Raw genomic sequence first — 20,088 nt, forward strand, 5'->3', positions numbered from 1 at the left:
TGCCTGGTGCCGCGCTCAGCTCAGGCCGAGCGCGTCGCGCACCAGGGCTTCCTGCTGCTGCTGGTGAACCTTGGCGAGACCCGTGGCGGGGCTCGCGGCTTCGATGCGCCCGGCATAGGCGGGCCGCTTCGCCTTGATGTCGATTTCCTTGAGGACGCCCTCGATCTTGCGGTCGAGGAAGGTCCAGGCGCCCATGTTCTCGGGCTCCTCCTGGCACCAGACGACCTCGGCATTGACGTAGGGCGCGAGGGTCTTGGCCAGGCTCATCTTCGGGAAGGGGTAGAGCTGTTCGACGCGGATGATCGCCACGTCCTTCACGCCCTTGTCCCGGCGTTCCTGCAGCAGGTCGTAATAGACCTTGCCGGTGCAGAGGACGACGCGCTTCACCGCTTCCGGCGCCGCGATCGCGTCGATCTCCGGGATCACGTACTGGAAACTGCTGGCGGGGGCGAAATCCGACAGCGGGCTGACGGCCAGCTTGTGGCGCAGCAGCGACTTCGGCGTCATCAGCACCAGCGGCTTGCGGTAATTCGCCTTCATCTGGCGGCGGATGGCGTGGAAGTAGTTGGCCGGCGTGGTCAAATTGCCGACGCGCATGTTCCGCTCCGCGCAGAGCTGCAGATAGCGTTCCAGGCGGGCGGAGGAGTGTTCCGGCCCCTGCCCTTCATAGCCATGCGGCAGCAGCATCACGAGGCCCGACATACGCAGCCACTTGGTCTCGGCGCTGGCGATGAACTGGTCGATGATGACCTGCGCGCCATTGGCGAAATCGCCGAACTGCGCTTCCCACAGCACCAGCGTGCGCGGGTCCGCAAGCGTGTAGCCGTATTCGAAGCCCAGCACGCCGAATTCGGAGAGCAGGCTGTTGAAGGCTTCGAACTTCGGCTGGCCGGCGCGGATGTTGTTCAGCGGCACATATTCCGCCTGGGTCTTCTGGTCGATCAGGTAGGCGTGGCGGTGGCTGAAGGTGCCGCGCTGCACGTCCTCACCGGACAGACGGACGCGGTGGCCTTCCAGCAGCAGCGTGCCGAAGGCCAGTGCCTCCCCGGTTGCCCAGTCGATGCCCTCGCCCGTCTCGATCGCCTGCTTCTTGGCTTCGAGCTGGCGCATGATCTTCGGGTTGGCGCCGAAATCCGCCGGCACGCGGGCCAGCGCCGCGCCCACTTCGCGCAGCGTGTCGAGGCCGACCGCCGTCTCATGCAGCCGCTCCACTTCCTCGCCCACCGTCACGGCCTTGAGGCCGGACCAGTGGCCTTCGAGCCAATCGGCCTTGTTGGGCTTGAAGCTCTGCGCGGCCTGGAAGGCATCCTCCAGCGTCGCGTTGAAGGCATCCAGCATCGCCTTGGATTCGGCGGCGGGGATGCTGCCCTCATGCGCCAGCTTCTCGGCGTAGAGGGTCCGCGTCGTGCGCATTTCCTTGATGCGGTTGTACATCAGGGGCTGCGTGAACGCCGGCTCATCCGTCTCGTTGTGGCCGTGGCGGCGGTAGCAGACGATGTCGAGCACGAAGTCCGCGCCGAACTGCATGCGGAATTCGGCCGCCATGCGGGCGCAGAACACCACCGCTTCCGGGTCGTCGCCATTCACATGCAGGATCGGCACCTGGATGCTCTTCGCCACGTCCGTGCAGTAGAGGCCCGAATAGGCGTGGGCGGCGACGGTGGTGAAGCCGATCTGGTTGTTGGTCACGACATGGATCGTGCCGCCGGTGCGGTAGCCGATGAGCTGGCTCATCGCCAGCGTCTCATACACCACGCCCTGGCCGGCGAAGGCGGCATCGCCATGCAGCGTGATGCCCATGACGCTGCGGCGCGCCTTGGTATCGCCCGCCATGTCCTGCCTGGCGCGCACCTTGCCGATGACCACGGGGTCCACGGCTTCGAGGTGCGACGGGTTGGGCTGGAGCGACAGGTGCACCATCCGGCCGCCGATCTCGACATCGGTCGAGGTGCCGAGGTGGTACTTCACGTCGCCGGAGCCCTGCACATCCTCGGGATGCGCGGAGACGCCCCGGAACTCCGAGAAGACGGCCGAGTAGGGCTTCTTCACGACGTTGACGAGGACGTTGAGCCGGCCGCGATGGGCCATGCCGATCGCGATCTCGTTCACGCCGCCCGCGGCCGCGGTCTCGATGATCGTCTGCATGGCGGGGATGGTGGACTCCCCGCCCTCAAGCCCAAAGCGCTTGGTGGTGGCGTATTTCTTGGCGCAGAAGGCCTCGAAGCCCTCGGCCTCGATCAGGTCCTGGAGGATTTCCTTCTTCGCGGCGGGGTCGAAGGCCTGCAGCCAGGGGGCGCCTTCGATGCGGCGCTGGATCCAGGATTTCTGCTCGGGGTCCTGGATATGCATGAACTCCACGCCGATGGAGCCGCAATAGGAGGCGCGGCAGATCGCGAGAATCTCCCGGAGCGTCGCGTATTCCTTGCCGAGCACGAAATCGAGGAAGATCGGCCGGTCCATGTCGGCTTCGGTGAAGCCGTAGGTCGCGGGCGTCAGTTCCGGGTGCGGCTTCGGCACCTGGAGGGCGAGCGGGTCGAGCTTCGCTTCCAGGTGGCCGCGGACGCGGTAGCTGCGGATCAGCATCAGGGCGCGGATGCTGTCCAGGACCGCGCGCTGGGCGGCGGCCTTGTCCATCTGTGGCGCGCCAGCAGGGGCGGCAGCAGGGGCCGCGGCGGCGGGCTTGTCGCCCTTCTTCGGCGCCGGCGGCGGCTCCGGGTCCGGGCCGAAGGCGCCGCGGAGGCGGGGCGCCCAGGAGGCGCCGGTCGCGTCCGTCAGGACCGACCGGGCCTCATCGTTCAGCGCGCCGAACAACTCGGCGAAGGAGGGGTCCACGCTGTCGGGTTTCTCCGCCCATCGGGCGTAGAGGTCGGCGAGGTAGGCGGCATTCGCCCCCGACATCGCACTCGCGAGGATATCCACTCCGGCCATCTTCTTCTCCGTCGCGCCCGGTGCCCTTCCTGGGGTCCGGGCGTCGCAGTTTCCTCACCCGGGCGGAACTCCGCCCGGCGGGCTTCCTCAACCCGGGCAGAAACCCGCCCGGTCGGCTTACTCAACCCGGGCGGGGATTCCGCCCGGCAGGCGTTACGGCATCATAGGCCCGCCACCACCACGGCGGCAGACCCCCATCCATATGGTGATCTGCGCCCGGAGTGGTGACTGGTCTGTTACTTCTTAAGCGCCTTCACCATGGTGGAGCCCAGCGCCGAGGGGCTGTCCGCCACATGGATGCCGGCTTCCTTCATGGCGGCCATCTTCGCTTCCGCCGTGTCCTTGCCGCCGGAGATCACCGCGCCGGCATGGCCCATGCGGCGGCCCGGGGGGGCCGTGGCGCCGGCGATGAAGCCGACGACGGGCTTGTTGGGCTTGCCCGGGCCGAAATTATGCTCGCGCAGGTATTCGGCGCCGATCACCTCGGACTGGCCGCCGATCTCGCCGATCATGATGATCGACTGCGTCTCGTCATCCGCCAGGAACATCTGCAGGACATCGATGAAGTCCATGCCCTTCACCGGGTCGCCGCCGATGCCGACGCAGGTGGACTGGCCGAGGCCGGCCGCCGTGGTCTGGGCCACCGCCTCATAGGTCAGGGTGCCGGAGCGGGAAACGATGCCGACGGAGCCGCGGCGGTGGATATGGCCCGGCATGATGCCGATCTTGCAGGCATCCGGCGTGATGACGCCCGGGCAGTTCGGCCCGACCAGCCTGGACTTGGACCCGTCAAGCGCGCGCTTGACCTTCACCATGTCGAGCACCGGGATGCCCTCCGTGATGCAGATGATCAGCGGCAGCTCGGCGTCGATCGCTTCCAGGATCGCATCCGCCGCGAAGGGGGCGGGGACGTAGATCACGCTGGCATTGGCGCCCGTCGCGGCCACGCATTCAGCGACCGTGTTGAACACCGGCAGGTTCAGCTCGGGGTGCATGGTGCCGCCCTTGCCGGGGGTCGTGCCACCGACATAGGTGCTGCCATAGGCGATGCCCTGGCTGGCATGGAACGTGCCCTGGGCCCCGGTGAAGCCCTGGGTCATGACGCGAGTGTTGGCGTCGATCAGAACGGCCATGGATCAGGCCCCCTTCTTCACGGCGGCGACAACCTTCTGCGCGGCGTCGGCCAGGTTGTCGGCGGCGATGATCGCAAGCCCGCTCTCGGCCAGGATCTTCTTGCCGAGGTCCACATTCGTGCCCTCCAGCCGCACCACGAGGGGCACGCTGAGGGAGAGGTTCTTGGACGCCTCGACGATGCCGTTGGCGATCATGTCGCACTTGGCGATGCCGCCGAAGATGTTCACCAGGATCGCCTTGACGTTGACGTCGGAGGTGATGATCCGGAACGCCTCCGTCACGCGCGCCGCATTCGCGGTGCCGCCGACGTCAAGGAAGTTCGCGGGGGACGACCCGTAGAGCTTGATGATGTCCATCGTCGCCATGGCCAAGCCGGCGCCGTTCACCATGCAGCCGATCTCGCCGTCCAACGCCACGTAGTTCAGGTCGTTGTTGATGGCGTCGAGTTCCTTCGGGTCCATCTCGCTGTCATCGCGCAGGGCCTCGAGGTCCTTGTGGCGATAGAGCGCGCTGTCGTCGAAGCTGACCTTGGCGTCCAGCGCCACGATGTCGCCCTTGCCGGTCACGACCAGCGGGTTGATCTCGACGATCGCGCAATCGAGTTCGAGGAAGGCGCCGTACAGGCTGGTGACGAACTTGGTGAAGCTGCCGACCTGCTTGCCTTCGAGGCCGAGCGCGAAGGCGAGCTTGCGGGCATGGAAGCCGGAAATGCCGGAAGCCGGGTCCACCGCGACCTTCAGGATCTTCTCGGGGTGGTTCGCGGCCACCTCCTCGATCTCCATGCCGCCTTCGACGGAGGCCATGATGGTGACGCGGGAGGTCTCCCGGTCCACGAGCAGGCCGAGATAGAGTTCCCGCTTGATGTCGCAGCCATCTTCCACATAGACGCGGGAGACCAGCTTGCCGGCCTCGCCGGTCTGCTTGGTGACCAGCACCTTGCCGATCATCGCGTCGGCGGCTTCCTTGACGGCTTCCAGCGACTTGACGACGCGGACGCCGCCCTTGCCGTTGGGGTCGTTGGCGAAGCGGCCGGCGCCGCGGCCGCCGGCATGGATCTGGGACTTCACGACATAGACGGGGCCGGGCAGCTTCTTCGCGCCCTCGACAGCCTCATCCGCCGTCCAGGCGACATGGCCGTCGAGCACTGTGACGCCGTAGCGGCGCAGCAGCTCCTTGGCCTGGTACTCGTGAATATTCATCCGGCAGCTCCCGGCAGGGGTTTTTGCGAATTGGCGCCGCGGGGATGCCCCCGCGACGCCGTCAGGCAGCAGCCAGGCTCAGACGCCGAGCTTCTTGAAATCTTCGATCAGCTTCTTCACGGCGTCACAGGACTTGTCGAAGGCGGCCTTCTCCTCGGCCGTGAACTCGACTTCCATGATGCGTTCCGCGCCGCCGGCGCCGATCACCACGGGGACGCCGACGTAGAAATCCTTCTGGCCGTATTCGCCGTTCAGCAGCACGGCGCAGGGCAGGACGCGCTTCTTGTCCAGCAGGTAGCTCTCCGCCATCGCGATGGCGGAAGCGGCCGGGGCGTAGAAGGCGGAGCCGCGCTCCAGCAGCTTCACGATCTCGCCGCCGCCATTGGCGGTGCGGGCCACGATCGCGTCGATCTTCTCCTGCGTCGTCCAGCCCATCTTGACCAGGTCGGGGACCGGCACGCCGGCGACGGTGGAGTAGCGCGTCAGCGGCACCATCGTGTCGCCATGGCCGCCGAGGACGAAGGCCGTGACGTCTTCCACGGACACCTTGAATTCCTGGGCGAGGAAGAGGCGGAAGCGGGCGCTGTCCAGCACGCCGGCCATGCCGACCACCTTTTCCGCCGGCAGGCCGGAGCGCTGCTGGAGCACCCACACCATGACGTCGAGCGGGTTGGTGATGCAGATGACGAAGGCGTTGGGGGCGTAGGTCTTGATGCCTTCCGCGACCTGGCCGATGACGCCGGCATTCTTGGTCAGCAGGTCGTCGCGCGTCATGCCCGGCATGCGGGGGAAGCCGGCGGTGACGATGATGACATCGGCGCCCGCGATGGCGCTGTAGTCGCCGGTGCCCGACATCTCGCTGTCGAAGCCATCGACGGGGCCGGACTGCATGATGTCCAGCGCCTTGCCGGCGGCGACGCCCGGGAAGACGTCGAACATGACGACGTCGCCGAGTTCCTTCAGGCCGATCAGGTGGGCAAGCGTGCCACCGATATTGCCGGCGCCGATGAGCGCAATCTTCTTGCGGGCCATGAAGCGGTCCTCGACCTTGCCCCGATGGGGGGACTTGATGTGTTGCCGGGGCCGGCTGCGCGGATTCCCGGAGGGCGCCCCAACCGCAGGCGGGCCCACGAAAAAGCAGGCTCACCGGCCGCTTGACGCGCCCGCCGCGTTACCTACTCCCGCAGTGCAGCGCGGGCAAGGCGGCGTCTCAGCCCCTGAAAGGGGCCTGGGGCCCGGAAAACGGGGGCTGGAACGCAAAACGGCCTGCCTTGGGGGCGGGCCGCATGCATCATCCCGAAAAGCACCCAGGGGGGCATCCCGGTGGGCGGGACGTCAGATGGGCATGCAGCGCACGACGTTCTCATGCCCGCGGGCCAAGGTCGCGAAGGTGCCGGCGGGGCAATCGGTCTGGGCGTAGTCCACCGCCGGCAGCCCGGCCTGCCAGCCGGCCACGCCGCTGCGGCCGCCGCAGACCGTGCGGCCATTGCGGCGCGTGCAGTTGGCGGAGGCGTCGCGGGACACGGTGGCGGCGGAGGCGCCGCGCACCACGATGCCGGTGCGCTGGGTGCGGACATCGCCGGCGCGGGCCGTCTGCTGCGTGCGGGAACCCTGCTGGGGGCGCGCGGCCTGGCGGGGGGCATTGGCGCTACTGCGCTGGGGGGTCGCAGCACTGCTGCGCTGAGGAGCCGCAGCGGGGCGAGTGACGGGCGGCTTGGTGCCGGCCTGCGGCCTGGCGCTCGCGGTCCTCGGTTCTTCGCGCCTGGCGGCGTCGGCCGCCTGGGGGGCCACGAGGACGAGCGAGAACAGGGCGAGCAGGACAAGCCGCATGCGTATGATATTCCCCGATTGCGTCGCCAGGCCGCGCGGCTTCGATGCCCCGTCAACCCAACGCGGGTCCCCCTTGGACCCGAAGCCACTTCCCGCGCCCAATAGACGGAGGGCGGCGTGGCCTGTCAACGCATTATGTCCGCGTGTTTCGCGGGACTTCGGCTACTGCAGGTGGGCAAGGCCCAGCCAGTCCTGGCTCTGCATCTCGTTCAGCCGCGACGCGGTGCGGGCGAACATCGCGGCATTGTCGCCCTGTTCGTAGAGACGATCGGGGATGGCGGCCGCGCTGGCGACCAGTTTCACCCGATGTTCGTAGAGCGCATCCACCAGCGTGATGAAGCGGCGCGCGCGGTCGAAATTCTCCGGCCCCAGGCGCGGAATGCCGTCCAGCAGCACGGTGTGGTAGTGCGTCGCCACCGCCAGATAGTCCGCCGGACCCAACGGCCGGCCGCAGAGCGACTCGAAGTCGAACCGCGCCACGCCGCGGGCGGCCTGGGGCACTTCCAGGCTGCGGCCCAGCAGGGTCAGGCGTTCCGGCGCGCCATGCGGCTCCCCGGTCAGTTCGGCGAAGGCGGCGTCCAGCGCCTGTTCGGCGCGGTGGTCCACCGGCACGTGCCAGGTCGGCATGGCGCGGATGCGGTCGCGGCGATAGTCGCGCGCGGCTTCCAGCGTCAGCACCTCCAGCCGCCGGGAGATGAGGGCGATGAAGGGCAGGAAGGCATCGCGGCCGGGGCGGCCCTTGAACAGGTCTTGCGGCGCCGTGTTCGATGTCGCCACCACCACTGTGCCGCGGGCGAACAGCGCCTGGAACAGCCGGCCGAGGATCATGGCATCGGCGATGTCGTGCACCTGGAATTCGTCGAAGCAGAGCAGCGCGGCCTCTGCCGTGATGCTGTCGGCCAGCGGTGGGATGGGATCGGTCGTGTCGCCGTGCTGCTTCTTCCAGGCATGGATGCGCTGGTGGGCATCCTGCATGAACTGGTGGAAGTGGATGCGGCGCTTGCGGGGGACCTCCGCGCAATCGAAGAACAGGTCCATCAGCATGGACTTGCCGCGCCCGACCTCGCCGACGAGGTAGAGGCCCATCGGCGTGCCGGCCGGCGCTTCCTCCGCCGCCACGGGCTTGCGGCGCATGAAGCGGGCGAAGAAGCCGCCCTGCTCCGGCTCGTCCGGGTGCGGGTCATAGCCGCGGGTGCGGCGGAACAGGTCCTGCAGCACCTCCGCCGCGCGGGCCTGGGCGGGGTCGGCCGCCAGGGCGCCGGCGGCGATCCGGGCGCGGTAGGCGGGCAGCGGGCCCTCCCCGCCGGCGGGGCTCATCTTCGCATCCATGATGGCGGGACTAACCCGCGCCCCGGCTGCGGGCAACCGGGCATCGGGCAACCGGGCATCGGGAAACCGGGCGCGGCCCAGCCCCCCGCGGTTGACGCGCCGGGGCCGGGCCCGCAGCCTGCCGCGCCATGCCCGCCCCCACCGCCACGCTGTTCTACGCCAAGGATGGCTACGACACCTCCCGCCCCCGGCTGATGGGCCGCCATGCGGCGGGGGAGGGCTTCCTGCGCGGCATGGTGCGCCATTCCGGCTTCGACCGGCTGGTGGCCCTGGTGCCGCGGCCCGCGGATGCGGAGGCCTTCCAGGCGCAGGCCAGGGACCTCGGCGCCACCATGGCGCTGGAGGCGGTGCCGGAGGCGGAGTTGCACCGGGTGGCGGAAACCGGCTGCCTGATGCTGCCGGGGCCGGAGATGGCGGGGCTCGGCTGGCGGCGGCAGCGCACCGGCGCGGCGCGATTTTCTTTGGTGGGGATCACCCATACCACCGCCTCCCACGGCGCCATGGACAGCATCGCGGATTTGCTGACGGGGCCTTTGCAGCCCTGGGACGCGCTGATCTGCACCTCCGCCGCGGTGCGGGCTTCCGTGACGCGGCTGCTGGAGGCGGAGGCCGCCTGGCTGGCGGAACGGCTGGGCGCCACGCGCTTCCCTCGCCCGGCCCTGCCGGTCATCCCGCTCGGCGTCGATGTGCTCGCCCTGGCCCGGGACGGGGGGGCGCGGGCGGCCTGGCGGCAGCGCCTCGGCGTCGGGCCGGCGGATGTGGTGGTGCTGCATCACGGGCGGCTGTCCTTCCATGCCAAGGCGCATCCCCTGCCGATGTTCCTCGGGCTGGGGCGGGCCGCCGCCGCGGCGCCGGCCGGGGCGCGGGTGCACCTGGTGCTGTCCGGCTGGTTCGCGGATGAGGTGCAGCGCGGCGCCTTCCAGGCCATGGCGCAGGCGCTTTGCCCCATGCTCGCGATCCATCACGTGGATGGGCGGTTGCCGGAGGTCCGCCGGCAGATCTGGTCGGCGGCGGACGTCTTCACTCTGCTCTCCGACAACATCCAGGAGACCTTCGGCCTGGCGCCGGTGGAGGCGATGGCGGCGGGGCTGCCGGTGGTGACGAGTGACTGGGACGGGCTGCGGGACACGGTGGCGCATGGCGTCACGGGTTTCCGCGTGAAGACGCTGATGGGCGGGCCGATGGGCGACCTGGCGGCGCGGCACGAAGCCACGCTCGACAGCTATGACAGCTATATCGGGGGCGCGGCGCAGTTCACCGCCGTCGATGTCGCGGCGACGGAGGCCGCCTTCCGCGCCCTGGTCGCCGATGCCGGGCTGCGCGCGCGGATGGGGGAGGCCGGGCGGCTTCGGGCGGCGGCGCTGTTCGACTGGTCCGCCGTGATCGCCCAGTACCGCGCGCTGTGGGCGGAGCTGGCGGCGATCCGGGGCGCGGCCGCGCCGGCATCGGGAGAATCCCCACGGCGGCCGGACCCGGCCCTGCTGTTCGCGGACTACCCGACCGCGCAGCTTCGGCCCGCGACGCGGCTTCGCCTGGCGCCGGGCATCGCCGATTCGACGGCGGCGGTGACGCGGCTGATGGCGCTGTCGGCCATCCCCGGCATCGCCCCGCGGCGGGAGCTTCTGCCGGGCGAGGACAGCTTCCGCGCCGCGCTGCGCGTGCTGGAATCGGGGCCGGCCAGCGTCGCCGACATCGCGGCCACGCTGCCCCCCGGGCGCGCCGCCCGGCTGGCGCGGGCCCTGGCCTGGCTGGTCAAGATCGATGTGCTGCGGGTAGCGGAGGAGGTTGGGTGATGGCGCCGCGCGGCGTGATCTTCGATTGCGACGGCACGCTGGTGGACAGCGAACCGCTCTCCGCCCTCGTCTTCGCGGAGGCGCTGGCGGAGCAGGGGCTGGAGATCACGCCGGCGGCGGCGCTGGACGCCTTCCGCGGCCGGCGATTCGCGCTGTGCGTGGCGATGGCGGAGCGGATGCTGGGCCGGACCCTGCCGCCGGATTTCGAGGCGATGGTCCGCGACCGCACCACGCTGGCCTTCCGGGACAGGCTGCGGGGGATCGAGGGCGCGGCGGCGCTGCTGGAGGCGATGCCCCTGCCCTTCTGCGTCGCCTCCAACGCGCCAAGGGCGAAGACGGAGCTGAGCCTGACGCTGACGGGGCTGCGGCATTTCTTCGGGGAGCGCATCTTCAGCGCCTATGACGTGGGATCCTGGAAGCCCGATCCGGGCCTGTTCCTGCACGCCGCCGATGCGCTGGGCCTGCCGCCCGCGGATTGCCTGGTGGTGGAGGACAGCGAGGCGGGGGTGATGGCCGGGCTGGCCGCAGGGATGCGGGTGGTGGCGCTCCTGTCGGACCTGCCGCGCGAAGGACGCCCCGGCTGGCTGCCGGCCGAAGTGCCGGCGCTGGAGGGCCTGGCGGCGGTGCGGCTGCACCTGTAGCGGACCGAGCTATCCGGAAACGCGATGGGGCGGGAACACGCCGCCCGCCGCGACGCTTCATGCCGATCCCGGGGATCATGAGAGCCCCCCGCGCCGCCCTGGCCGGCAGGGCCGGGGCATCGCCGCAATCCCCGCGTGTCATCCAGCGTAACGACGCACGCCAATAGCGAAGCCCCCCTTCCAGCGCCTGTTTTTGTTCGTATATTAAATACCATGACCGACGGCACGCGACCGGGGAGTGCGGAAGGGATCCAGGGTCGGGCGGCTTTGCCGCCCCGGCATCGCTACGAGGCCTGGAGCCTGTCGGGCGGTTCCCGCCTTCCGCTGCGCGGTCGCATGGCGCTGCTGGTGCTGGCCGGCACGCTGCCGCTGCTGGCCCTGAACCTCGGCAGCATCCACGCGGATTTCCGGCATGAACGGGATCGCGCCGGCCGCCAGGCGCTGGATCTGGCGCGGGGCCTGGCGCTGGCGGTGGAAGGCGAACTCCGCATGCGCATGGCGTCGCTGGAGGTGCTGGCCCTGTCCCGCGCGGCGCGGCGCGGCGATCTGGCCGATTTGCGCGCGATGGCGGAGGCCGTGGTGGCGCAGCATTCGCCCGATGCCGCCATCCTGCTGCTGGCGGAGGATGGGCAGCAATTGCTGAACACGGCCCTGCCGGCGGAGGCGGAACTGCCGGCGCGCGGCACGCTCGACAACCAGCGGCGCGTCCTGGCCACCGGGCGGGCCTCCGTCTCCGACCTGTATGAGGGCTTCCAGCCCGGCCGGCTGGTGGTGGCGATCGACGTGCCGGTGCGCGATGCCGCGGGGCGGGTGCGGGCGGTGCTGGCGATGAACCCGTCGCTCGGCACCTTCGACGAGGTGCTGCGGCGGCAGCACCAGGGCAATCGCTGGATCATCACGCTGCTGGACCGCTCGGGAAGGCGGATCGCGCGCGCGCCGGAGCGGGAGGCGCTGCGCGGCGCGCCGATGCCGCGGGATTTCATGCCCGCCCTTCTCGCAAGCCCCGGGGCCATCGGCGGCGACGGCATCGTCACCAGCACGACGCCGGAGGGGGAGGCGCTGCTGGCCGCCCATGCGCGGCTGCCGGGTTCGGGCTGGGGCGTGGTGGTCGCCGTTCCGATGGCGGAGTTGACGCGGCCGGCCTGGATTTCCGCGCTGACCTCCACCGGTATCGGCCTGGCGCTGCTGCTGGTGGGGCTGGGGCTGGCGCATCGCGTCTCGCTCAGCGTCACGCGGCCGATCGCGGCGCTGCGCCGGCTGGCCGCGGCGCCGGATGGGGACCAGGGGAAGCTGGCGCGGGCGACGGGGCTGGCGGAGGCGGATGAGGTGGCGGCCGCGCTGCGGGAGGAAGCCCGGCGGCGGATCGACGCCACGGCGGGGCTGAAGGACAGCGAAAGACGGCTGCGGCTGGTGGTGGCGGAATTGAACCACCGCGCCAAGAACGCGCTGGCGACGGTGCAGGCCCTGGCGTTGCAGACCGCGCGGGGGGAGGCCGGTTCGGACCCCGCGCGCTTCGCCAGTGAATTCGGCGCCAGGCTGCAGACCCTGTCCCGCGCGCATGACCTGCTGGCGGCGATGTCCTGGGAACCGGCGGCGCTGGGCGCCGTGGTGCGGGCGGGGCTGGCGCCATGGCTGGAACCGCCGGACCCGCGCCTTTCCTTCCACTGCGCCTGTTCGCCGGTGCCGCCGCCGGCATCGCCGGGCCAGGCGCAGGCCATCGTGCTGGCGCTGCACGAATTGGCGACGAATGCGGTGAAGCATGGCGCGCTGTCGGAACCCGGCGGGCGCGTGACCGTGACCTGCTGGGCGGAGGAGGGCGGCGCGGTCGGGATCATCACCTGGCAGGAAAGCGGCGGGCCGCCGGTGCCGGGCCCGCCCGCGCGGCGGGGCTTCGGGACCAGGCTGCTGGAACGGGCGCTGGCGCGGGATCTGGGCCCGGGGTCGCAGGTGACGCTGGCCTTCGAGCCCGGAGGCGTGCGGGCGACGATGCGCTTCCTGCCGCGGCGCAACGCGGCGGCGGCGGAGGCGATGGCGGCGGCGTGCTGAAGGGGGGCCTGCTGAGAGGGGGGCCTTCAGCCCCGCCGGCGGAAACGCTCCACCGCGCTGACCAGCGCCGTGCGCACGCCGGGTTCCAGCGCCGAATGCCCGGCATCCGGGATGATGGTCAGACGGGCGCGGGGCCAGGCGGCGGCGAGGTCGAAGGCCGTGTCGCAGGGGCAGACCATGTCGTAGCGGCCCTGCACGATCTCCGCCGGGATATGCGCGATGCGGTCCATGCCGCCCAGCAGCCCGCCCGGCGGCAGGAACAGGTCGTGCTTGAAGTAATGCGCCTCGATCCGCGCCAGGCCGAGGGCGGTGCGGTCCTGCGCGAAGCTCGCCACCGTCTCGGGGCTCGGCAGCAGGGTGGAGCAGGAGCCTTCGTAGAGGCTCCAGGCGCGGGCGGCGGGCTGGTGGACCAGGGGCTCGGGGTCGCAGAGCCGCTTGAGATAGGCGTTCAGCAGGTCGCCGCGCTCGGCCGGGGGGATGTGTTCGGCGAAGGCGTTCCAGGCATCGGGGAAGACACGGCGGAGGCCGTAGAGGAACCACTCGACCTCCGACGGCCGGCCGAGGAAGACGCCGCGCAGCACGCAGCCCGTGACGCGGTCTGGGTGGGCCTGGGCGTAGGCCAAGGCGAGCGTGCTGCCCCAGGATCCCCCGAACAGCAGCCAGCGTTCGATGCCGAGGAAGCGGCGGAGCGATTCGATATCCGCCACCAGATGGGGGGTCGTGTTCTCCCGCAACTCGCCGAGGGGGCGGGACCGGCCGGCGCCGCGCTGGTCGAAGATCACGACGCGGAAATGGGCGGGGTCGAAGAAGCGACGGTGGATGGCGCCGGCCCCGGCGCCCGGGCCGCCATGCAGGAACAGCACGGGCTGGCCGCGGGGATTGCCCACCTGTTCCCAATACATGACGTGGCCCGCGGAGAGCGGGAGCAGGCCAGTCTCATAGGGTGCGATGTCGGGAAACAGGTCGCCGCGCGGCATGAATGCCCTTTAGGGGCGCCGGGGTGGCGGAGTCCATGGGTCCGTTGCGGATGCGGTGGCGGATTTATGGCTTTTCGCCCTTCGCCCCGGGCCGGTTCGTGCCTAGGTTGGAGAGATGGCCGAGACACCCTCGGCCGGCTCCCGATCCGCCGCCGCCGGCGCCCTGCGCTGCGGGGTCTGCGGGACGGAGAGCCGGCACCCGCCCTTCCGCCCCGCGCCGCCGGAACAGGCGCCGGACCTGGACCTGCGCCCGGGGGAGCCGGTGCGATCCACCATGGCGCGCTGGCTGCAGCAATGCCCGGCCTGCGGCTATGCGGCGCCCGACATCACCCGCGCCCATCCGGCCGCCGCCGAAGCCGTGCGCGCCGCGCCCTTCCGCGCCCTGCTGCAGGACAGCACCGCACCCCCCCTCGCCCGGCGCTTCCTGGCCTGGGCGCTGGTGCTGGAGGAGACGGGCGCGCTGCATGCGGCGGCCGAGGCCACGCTGCACGCGGCCTGGGTGGCCGATGACCTCGGCCGGCCGGATCTGGCGCGGGCCTGGCGGCTGGATGCCGTGGCGCTGTGGCGCGGCGGGCCGACGCTGGATGCGGAGCAGACCGTGCGCATCATCGATGCGCTGCGGCGGGCGGAAGCCTGGGAGGATGCGGCGAGCACGGCCGAAAGCCTCGGCCTGACCGATCCGGCGGAGGCGGTGGCGCAGGTGGTGGCGCTGGAGCGGCGGCTGATCGAGGCGCAGGATTCCGGCCGCCACACCGTGGCCAGCGCCCTGCCCCCGCCATCGCGCCGCCCGCATGTCAGCCACCAGCGCATCGCGGCGCGGGGCGAAGGGCTCTGGGCGCGTCTGAAGCGGCTGCTCGGCGGGCAATAGGCGCGGCCCCTGCCTGGCCCGCCTTGCGCGCCTTCGCCCGCCCGGTTATCGTTATATTATAACGTTACTGCGGAGACACCATCATGCAACGGCGTTCCCTCCTCGCCTTGCCCGCCCTGCTGCTGCCCGGCCTGGCGCGCGCGCAAGAGGCGCCTTTGGTCGTTGCCTCCTTCTCCATCCTGGGCGATCTGGTGCGGGAAGTGGCGGGCAGCCGCGTGCGGCTGCGCACCATCGCGGGGCCGAATGTGGACGCGCACAGCTTCCAGCCCCGGCCGAGCGATGCGGAGGCGCTGCGCGGCGCGGCGCTGGTGGTGCGCAACGGGCTGGGCTTCGATGGCTGGATGGACCGGATGGTGCGCGCGGCGGGCTATCGCGGCGCGGTGGCCACGGCGACGGATGGCATCACGCCGCGCATGATGGCGGGCCATGCCCATAATCACAGCCATGGCGGCGGCGCGGAGCGGCGGCAGAACCATTCCGTCGGGTCGCGCCAGGTGCCGGACCCCCATGCCTGGCAGGACCTCCGGCACGGCATCCATTACGTCAGGGGCATCGCCACCGCCCTGTCCGCCGCACTGCCGGCGCAATCCGGCGCCATCCAGGCCGCCGCCGACGCCTATGCCGCGCGGCTCGACACGCTGGATGGCTGGGTCCGGGCGCAGATCGCCGCCGTGCCGGAAGCGCGGCGCAAGGTGGTCACCAGCCATGACGCCTTCGGCTATTTCGGCGCGGCCTATGGCATCACCTTCCTGGCGCCGCAGGGGGTTTCCACCGAAGCGGAGCCCAGCGCCGGCGATGTGGCGCGGCTGATCCGCCAGGTGCGGGCCGAGGGCATCACCGCCGTCTTCCTGGAGAACATGGGCAACCCCGCCACGCTGGAACGCCTGGCGCGAGAGGCGGGGGTCACGGTGCGCGGCAGACTCTATGCCGATGCGCTGAGCGCGCCGGACGGCCCGGCCGCGAGCTATGAGGCGATGTTCCGCCACAATGTCGGGCTGCTGGTGCCCGCCATGCGGGGCCAGGCGGCATGAAGCGCCTTCTTCTGGCCGCCGGCGCGGCCCTGCTGCCCGCGGTCGCCGGCACGGCGCTGCTGCCCGCGGTTGCCACCGCACAGGGCTTCACGCCACATGTCTCGACCGAGATCGACCTCGGCCTCTATGGCGTCGGCACCACCAGCGCGACGGACCGCGCGCGTGGCGGGACCAGCCTGTTCCTGTATGGCGAGGTCGCGGCGGGGCTGCACCTGGCGCCCAACTTCTCCCTCCAGGGCGTGCTGGCCTTCGAGCCGATCGGCGAGGGCGACGCGCTGGGCGGCTTCCCCGATGGCGGCACCACCGGCTTCCGCCGGCAATCCGCCTTCATCGAGGCGCTCTACGCGGAATGGAAGCCGGACGGGGACACCACGCTGCAGGCGGGCCGCTTCGTGGCCCCCTTCGCGCGCGGGCACCACGACTTCCCCGGTATCCTCACTAAGATCCGGGCGCATGAGGTCTCCGCCATCACCGACAGCCTCGGCATCGCGGGCACGCATACGGCCTTCGTCGATGCCTGGTGGGGGGAGCATGACATTTCCGCCGCTGTCTTCACGCTGGATCGGACGTTCCTGTCCTCCACGCTGATGACGCGGCGATCCTGCTGCGACGAGCGGTATGAGCGGTTCAACCGGAATACCCGCGCGCAGGGGGGGCCTGCGAATACCGGGCAGTTCGACAACGCGACCATCGCGCTGGATGGCGACCGCTTCGGGGTGCTGCCCGGCTTCTCCTACCACCTGGCGGTGCTGACGCGCGGCGCGGGGGCGGACGGGACGGCGCGGGAATGGGGCTATGCCGCCGCCGCCCGCTACCAGCATGACTGGTCCGCCAACCAATCCACCCTGTTCTTCGCGGAAGGCGTGCAGTTCCGCAACGCCGCCGCGCGCCCCCGCACGGAGGTCACGCTGCTGGGCCTCGACCCCGATACGGGCGACGAGGTCGAGACGACGCTGGAAACGACGATCCGCGAACGCCGCACCTTCACCACGCTCGGCCTGCGGCATCGCGTGGGCGAATGGCGCGGCACCCTCGCCTGGCAGCGGGACCAGCGGAAGCGCAGTGTGGAGGCCACGCCGACGGAGAATTACGTCGAGGCCTCCATCGGGCGGGACATCGCGCCGAACGTCTCCCTCGATGTCGGCTACCAGTATGCCCGCTATGCGCGGGAGGAAGCGGGCGGCCTCGGCACCGCCCATGCCGTGCTGCTCCGGCTGGGCTGGCGGGGGTTCTGAGCAAGAATCCGTTCGTCCCCCGGTGCCAGGATGCAACCTTGCCGCGCCATCGGGCATCCTGGTCCGATGGCGCGTAGGGGAACGACGATATGCGGTGGATGAAGACCGGGGTGGCGGCGGCGATGCTGGCCGCGGGCGGTGCCCCGGCCGGGGCGCAGGAGGTGCGGACGGGCGCCGGCTTCGTGCCGCATGTGAGCGGCGAGTTGTCGGTCGATCTCTACGGCGTCTCCACCTATCGCGCCCTGTCCCGGACGGATCGCTTCCGCGACCTCTACACCAAGACGGAACTGACCGCCGGGCTGCATCTGGCGGAAAGCTTCACCATCCGGGGCGCCCTGAAGTTCGAACCCGTGGCCGCCGGGCCGATGGGGGGACAGGACCGCGCCTTCCAGGACCACGGCGCCTGGGTGCAGTCGCTCTATGCGGAATGGCAGGCCGATCCGCGGCTGACGCTGACGGCCGGCAAGTTCACCGCCCCCTTCGGCCGCGGCTGGGACAATTTGCCGGGCATCCGGCTGACCGACCAGGTCTCCCTCTATGAGATCGCGGAAAGCCTGGGCTTCCAGGCTCGGGCCACCATCGTCGATGACGGCGACGGGTGGGGGGAGCACCGGCTGACCGCGGCCGTCTTCACCTTCGACACCACCTCCCTCTCCTCCACCGCCATCACACGCAAGCGCTTCGGGCGGGATGAGGCCGAGCGCTACCGCCGCAACAGCCGGGCGCTGGGCGGCGCGGGCAATACCGGGGAGCTCGACAATGTCGCCGTGGCGCTGGAGGGGGAGAAGATGGCCGCGCTGCCGGGCTTCACCTACCAGGTCGCGGTGCTGTCGCGCGGCGCGGGCGTGGATGGGCGCGCGCGGGAATGGGGCACGGCCATCGGCGCCAGCTGGGAGATCCCCTGGACGGAGGAGGTCTCCACGACGCTCTTCGCCGAAGCCGTGCGCTTCCGCAACGCCGGCGGCCGGCCGGTGGAGGATGTGGCGGGGGTGCCCGCGCCCATCGGCGAACGCCGCACCATCACGACGCTGGCGGCACTGACCACCTATGGCCCCTGGCGCGGTTCGCTGGGCTGGCAGGTGGAGGACCGGAACCGCAGCGCCAATGGCGTGGCGCGATCCTCCTATCTGGAAGCGACGGTGGGGCGGGAGCTGGGCCTGGGCTTCACCGCCGATATCGGCTGGTCCCGCACCCGCGCGGGCACCGAGGATGGCGGACGGGCCAACACCGATGCGGGGCTGGTGCTGGTGGGCTGGCGCCAGGCTTTCTGATCGGAGGGGGTGGGGCGTTCCGACCCCGTGCCGGATCGGCGGGCTGGCGCGGGGCCACGGAAGGAATAGGCTCCGGCCACGTCCCGGGGGGAATCGCGTCCATGCCGCGCCGGATCATCGACCTGTCGCTCGCGCTCGAGAATGATGTGGCGGCGGACCCGCCGGGGCTCGGCCCGCATATCGAGTATCGCACCCACAAGGAGACGGTGGCCCAGCTGCTGGGCTTCTTCCCCGGCATCAGCCCGGACCAGCTGCCAGACGGGGAAGGCTGGGCGATCGAGATGATCCAGCTGACCACCCATAACGGCACCCATCTGGACGCGCCCTGGCACTATGCCAGCACGATGGATGGCGGCGCGCCGGCGCTGACGATCGACCAGGTGCCGCTGGACTGGTGCATCGGGCCGGGCGTGAGGCTGGATTTCCGCGACATGCCGGATGGCCATGTCGTCACCGCGGCGGAGGTGCAGGCCGCGCTGGCCGAGATCGGCCATGTGCTGCGGCCCGGCGACATCGTGCTGGCCAATACCGCCGCCGGCGCCTGCTACGGCCGGCCGGACTATGTCGCGCGCGGCTGCGGCTTCGGGCGGGAGGCGACCTTGTGGCTGACCGGCCAGGGCGTGCGGGTGGTAGGCACCGATGGCTGGTCCTGGGACGCGCCCTTCATCCACACCAAGGCGCGGGTGGCGGAGAGCGGCGATGCCAGCCTGATCTGGGAAGGCCACAAGGCCGGGCGGGAAGCGGGCTACTGCCAGATCGAGAAGCTGACCAACCTCGACCTCTTGCCGGCCACGGGCTTCACCGTCTCCTGCCTCCCGGTGAAGATCAGGGCGGCGTCGGGCGGATGGTGCCGGGCGGTCGCGATCCTGGACGAATAGGGCGGCATGCCTGTTCGCTGGACAAAAGCGGCGGGCGGACGACAAATGAACGGCAAGCGGCGCGGAACAACCGGGCCCAACGTCCAGGGAGAGTACCCCAGCGGTGAAGCCCGCCCCCTTTGCCTATGCGCGCGCGACGACGCTGGATGACGTCTTCGCCGCCCTTGCCCGCCATGGCGATTCCGCGCGGCTGCTCGCCGGTGGGCAGAGCCTGGTCCCGGCGCTGAACCTGCGGCTTTCCGCGCCCGAATTGCTGATCGACATCAACGGCGTCGCCGCGCTGCGGGGCGTGACGGTGGCGAATGGTGTGCTGCGGATCGGCGCGCTGACCCGGCACCAGGAACTGGGTGCCGATCCCGATGTGGCGCGCCACGCGCCCCTGCTGACCAAGGCGGTGCCCTGGATCGCCCATGCGGCGATCCGCGCGCGGGGAACCATCGGGGGCTCCATCGCCATGGCGGACCCGGCGGCGGAACTGCCGGCCTGCGCGCTGGCGCTGGACGCGACCTTGGTGATCGGCAGCGCGGCGGGCGAACGCCGCGTGGCGGCGCGGGATTTCTTCCGGGACCTGTACCAGACGGCGCTGCGCACGGATGAGGTGCTGGTGGCGGTGGAAGTGCCGTCCCATGCAGGCGCGCCCTGCACCGTGCAGGAACTGGCGCGGCGGCAGGGGGATTACGCGATCGTGGGCCTCGCCGCGCAGCGTGCCGGTGCGGCGCTGCGGCTGGCCTGGTTCGGCGTGGGGACGACTCCGCTGCGCACGCCGCGCGCGGAAGCGGCGCTGGCCGCCGGCGACTTGGCGGCCGCGCAGGACGCCGTGGCGCAGGAGATCGACCCGCCGCAGGACCTGCATGGCCCGCCGGCGCTGCGACGCCACCTCGCCCGCGTGCTGCTGGGCCGCGCCGCAGCCGCGTTGGGGGGACACTGA

The 20,088-nt window shown here is 71.0% G+C and carries 16 protein-coding genes; 9 read left to right on the forward strand and 7 right to left on the reverse strand.

Annotated elements, in window-relative coordinates; all coding sequences use genetic code 11:
• Nucleotides 1-15: 15 nt before the first annotated feature.
• The 6 genes from ACTIE5_RS17450 to zapE form a co-directional block, all read right to left on the reverse strand.
• Nucleotides 16-2,928: a 2-oxoglutarate dehydrogenase E1 component gene (locus ACTIE5_RS17450; RefSeq protein ID WP_439550984.1), complete on the reverse strand. Its 2,913-nt coding sequence runs from the start codon at nt 2,926-2,928 to the stop codon at nt 16-18.
• A 236-nt stretch (nt 2,929-3,164) separates the two neighbouring features.
• Nucleotides 3,165-4,061, reverse strand: a complete 897-nt coding sequence (gene sucD / locus ACTIE5_RS17455; protein WP_439550985.1) for a succinate--CoA ligase subunit alpha — start codon at nt 4,059-4,061, stop codon at nt 3,165-3,167.
• Nucleotides 4,062-4,064: 3 nt separating this feature from the next.
• Complete coding sequence (gene sucC, locus ACTIE5_RS17460; protein WP_439550986.1) at nt 4,065-5,261, reverse strand: ADP-forming succinate--CoA ligase subunit beta; 1,197 nt, start codon at nt 5,259-5,261, stop codon at nt 4,065-4,067.
• 78 nt (nt 5,262-5,339) lie between these two features.
• Nucleotides 5,340-6,293 carry a malate dehydrogenase gene (gene mdh / locus ACTIE5_RS17465; protein ID WP_439550987.1) on the reverse strand — a complete coding sequence of 318 codons (954 nt, stop codon included), beginning with the start codon at nt 6,291-6,293 and terminating at the stop codon, nt 5,340-5,342.
• Between the two features lie 303 nt (nt 6,294-6,596).
• Nucleotides 6,597-7,091 carry a hypothetical protein gene (locus tag ACTIE5_RS17470; protein ID WP_439550988.1) on the reverse strand — a complete coding sequence of 165 codons (495 nt, stop codon included), beginning with the start codon at nt 7,089-7,091 and terminating at the stop codon, nt 6,597-6,599.
• Nucleotides 7,092-7,253: 162 nt separating this feature from the next.
• On the reverse strand, nt 7,254-8,408 hold the full coding sequence (gene zapE, locus ACTIE5_RS17475; RefSeq protein WP_439550989.1) for a cell division protein ZapE: 1,155 nt from the start codon (nt 8,406-8,408) through the stop codon (nt 7,254-7,256).
• 140 nt (nt 8,409-8,548) lie between these two features.
• Here zapE and ACTIE5_RS17480 point away from each other — a divergent pair, with 140 nt between their 5' ends.
• From ACTIE5_RS17480 to ACTIE5_RS17490, 3 genes are all read left to right on the forward strand, one after another.
• Nucleotides 8,549-10,213, forward strand: a complete 1,665-nt coding sequence (locus tag ACTIE5_RS17480) for a glycosyltransferase family 4 protein (protein WP_439550990.1) — start codon at nt 8,549-8,551, stop codon at nt 10,211-10,213.
• The gene (locus tag ACTIE5_RS17485) at nt 10,213-10,854 is read left to right on the forward strand and encodes an HAD family hydrolase (protein ID WP_439550991.1); all 642 of its coding nucleotides are present in this window, start codon (nt 10,213-10,215) and stop codon (nt 10,852-10,854) included. Before ACTIE5_RS17480 ends, ACTIE5_RS17485 begins: the two co-directional genes overlap by 1 nt.
• A 213-nt stretch (nt 10,855-11,067) precedes the next feature.
• Nucleotides 11,068-12,900 (forward strand): sensor histidine kinase, encoded by a 1,833-nt coding sequence (locus ACTIE5_RS17490; RefSeq protein WP_439550992.1) that lies wholly within the window; start codon nt 11,068-11,070, stop codon nt 12,898-12,900.
• 26 nt (nt 12,901-12,926) lie between these two features.
• On the opposite strand, the gene pip is transcribed toward ACTIE5_RS17490, so the two are convergent.
• Complete coding sequence (pip, locus tag ACTIE5_RS17495) at nt 12,927-13,877, reverse strand: prolyl aminopeptidase (protein ID WP_439550993.1); 951 nt, start codon at nt 13,875-13,877, stop codon at nt 12,927-12,929.
• A 115-nt stretch (nt 13,878-13,992) separates the two neighbouring features.
• Between pip and ACTIE5_RS17500 the strand changes: the two genes are divergently transcribed.
• From ACTIE5_RS17500 to ACTIE5_RS17525, 6 genes are all read left to right on the forward strand, one after another.
• The gene (locus ACTIE5_RS17500; RefSeq protein ID WP_439550994.1) at nt 13,993-14,745 is read left to right on the forward strand and encodes a hypothetical protein; all 753 of its coding nucleotides are present in this window, start codon (nt 13,993-13,995) and stop codon (nt 14,743-14,745) included.
• A gap of 83 nt (nt 14,746-14,828) precedes the next feature.
• Nucleotides 14,829-15,776, forward strand: coding sequence for a metal ABC transporter solute-binding protein, Zn/Mn family (locus ACTIE5_RS17505; RefSeq protein WP_439550995.1), 948 nt, complete (start codon nt 14,829-14,831; stop codon nt 15,774-15,776).
• Entirely contained in the window at nt 15,773-17,011 is a 1,239-nt protein-coding gene (locus ACTIE5_RS17510; protein WP_439550996.1) for a hypothetical protein, read from the forward strand. Before ACTIE5_RS17505 ends, ACTIE5_RS17510 begins: the two co-directional genes overlap by 4 nt.
• A 98-nt stretch (nt 17,012-17,109) precedes the next feature.
• Nucleotides 17,110-18,282: a hypothetical protein gene (locus ACTIE5_RS17515; protein ID WP_439550997.1), complete on the forward strand. Its 1,173-nt coding sequence runs from the start codon at nt 17,110-17,112 to the stop codon at nt 18,280-18,282.
• Between the two features lie 101 nt (nt 18,283-18,383).
• The gene (locus ACTIE5_RS17520) at nt 18,384-19,160 is read left to right on the forward strand and encodes a cyclase family protein (RefSeq protein WP_439550998.1); all 777 of its coding nucleotides are present in this window, start codon (nt 18,384-18,386) and stop codon (nt 19,158-19,160) included.
• Between the two features lie 103 nt (nt 19,161-19,263).
• Nucleotides 19,264-20,088 carry an FAD binding domain-containing protein gene (locus ACTIE5_RS17525; protein WP_439550999.1) on the forward strand — a complete coding sequence of 275 codons (825 nt, stop codon included), beginning with the start codon at nt 19,264-19,266 and terminating at the stop codon, nt 20,086-20,088.

The organism is Falsiroseomonas sp. (assembly GCF_051859025.1).
GTDB lineage: Bacteria > Pseudomonadota > Alphaproteobacteria > Acetobacterales > Acetobacteraceae > Falsiroseomonas.

Excerpts from the sequence above, each read along its gene's own strand:
- ACTIE5_RS17470 (WP_439550988.1), bottom strand. The coding sequence starts at position 7,091 with ATGCGGCTTGTCCTGCTCGCCCTGTTCTCGCTCGTCCTCGTGGCCCCC.
- sucD (WP_439550985.1), bottom strand. The coding sequence starts at position 4,061 with ATGGCCGTTCTGATCGACGCCAACACTCGCGTCATGACCCAGGGCTTC.
- ACTIE5_RS17505 (WP_439550995.1), top strand. The coding sequence starts at position 14,829 with ATGCAACGGCGTTCCCTCCTCGCCTTGCCCGCCCTGCTGCTGCCCGGC.
- ACTIE5_RS17500 (WP_439550994.1), top strand. The coding sequence starts at position 13,993 with ATGGCCGAGACACCCTCGGCCGGCTCCCGATCCGCCGCCGCCGGCGCC.
- ACTIE5_RS17480 (WP_439550990.1), top strand. The coding sequence starts at position 8,549 with ATGCCCGCCCCCACCGCCACGCTGTTCTACGCCAAGGATGGCTACGAC.
- ACTIE5_RS17490 (WP_439550992.1), top strand. The coding sequence starts at position 11,068 with ATGACCGACGGCACGCGACCGGGGAGTGCGGAAGGGATCCAGGGTCGG.
- ACTIE5_RS17515 (WP_439550997.1), top strand. The coding sequence starts at position 17,110 with ATGAAGACCGGGGTGGCGGCGGCGATGCTGGCCGCGGGCGGTGCCCCG.
- ACTIE5_RS17450 (WP_439550984.1), bottom strand. The coding sequence starts at position 2,928 with ATGGCCGGAGTGGATATCCTCGCGAGTGCGATGTCGGGGGCGAATGCC.
- ACTIE5_RS17520 (WP_439550998.1), top strand. The coding sequence starts at position 18,384 with ATGCCGCGCCGGATCATCGACCTGTCGCTCGCGCTCGAGAATGATGTG.
- sucC (WP_439550986.1), bottom strand. The coding sequence starts at position 5,261 with ATGAATATTCACGAGTACCAGGCCAAGGAGCTGCTGCGCCGCTACGGC.
- ACTIE5_RS17485 (WP_439550991.1), top strand. The coding sequence starts at position 10,213 with ATGGCGCCGCGCGGCGTGATCTTCGATTGCGACGGCACGCTGGTGGAC.
- ACTIE5_RS17510 (WP_439550996.1), top strand. The coding sequence starts at position 15,773 with ATGAAGCGCCTTCTTCTGGCCGCCGGCGCGGCCCTGCTGCCCGCGGTC.
- zapE (WP_439550989.1), bottom strand. The coding sequence starts at position 8,408 with ATGAGCCCCGCCGGCGGGGAGGGCCCGCTGCCCGCCTACCGCGCCCGG.
- mdh (WP_439550987.1), bottom strand. The coding sequence starts at position 6,293 with ATGGCCCGCAAGAAGATTGCGCTCATCGGCGCCGGCAATATCGGTGGC.
- pip (WP_439550993.1), bottom strand. The coding sequence starts at position 13,877 with ATGCCGCGCGGCGACCTGTTTCCCGACATCGCACCCTATGAGACTGGC.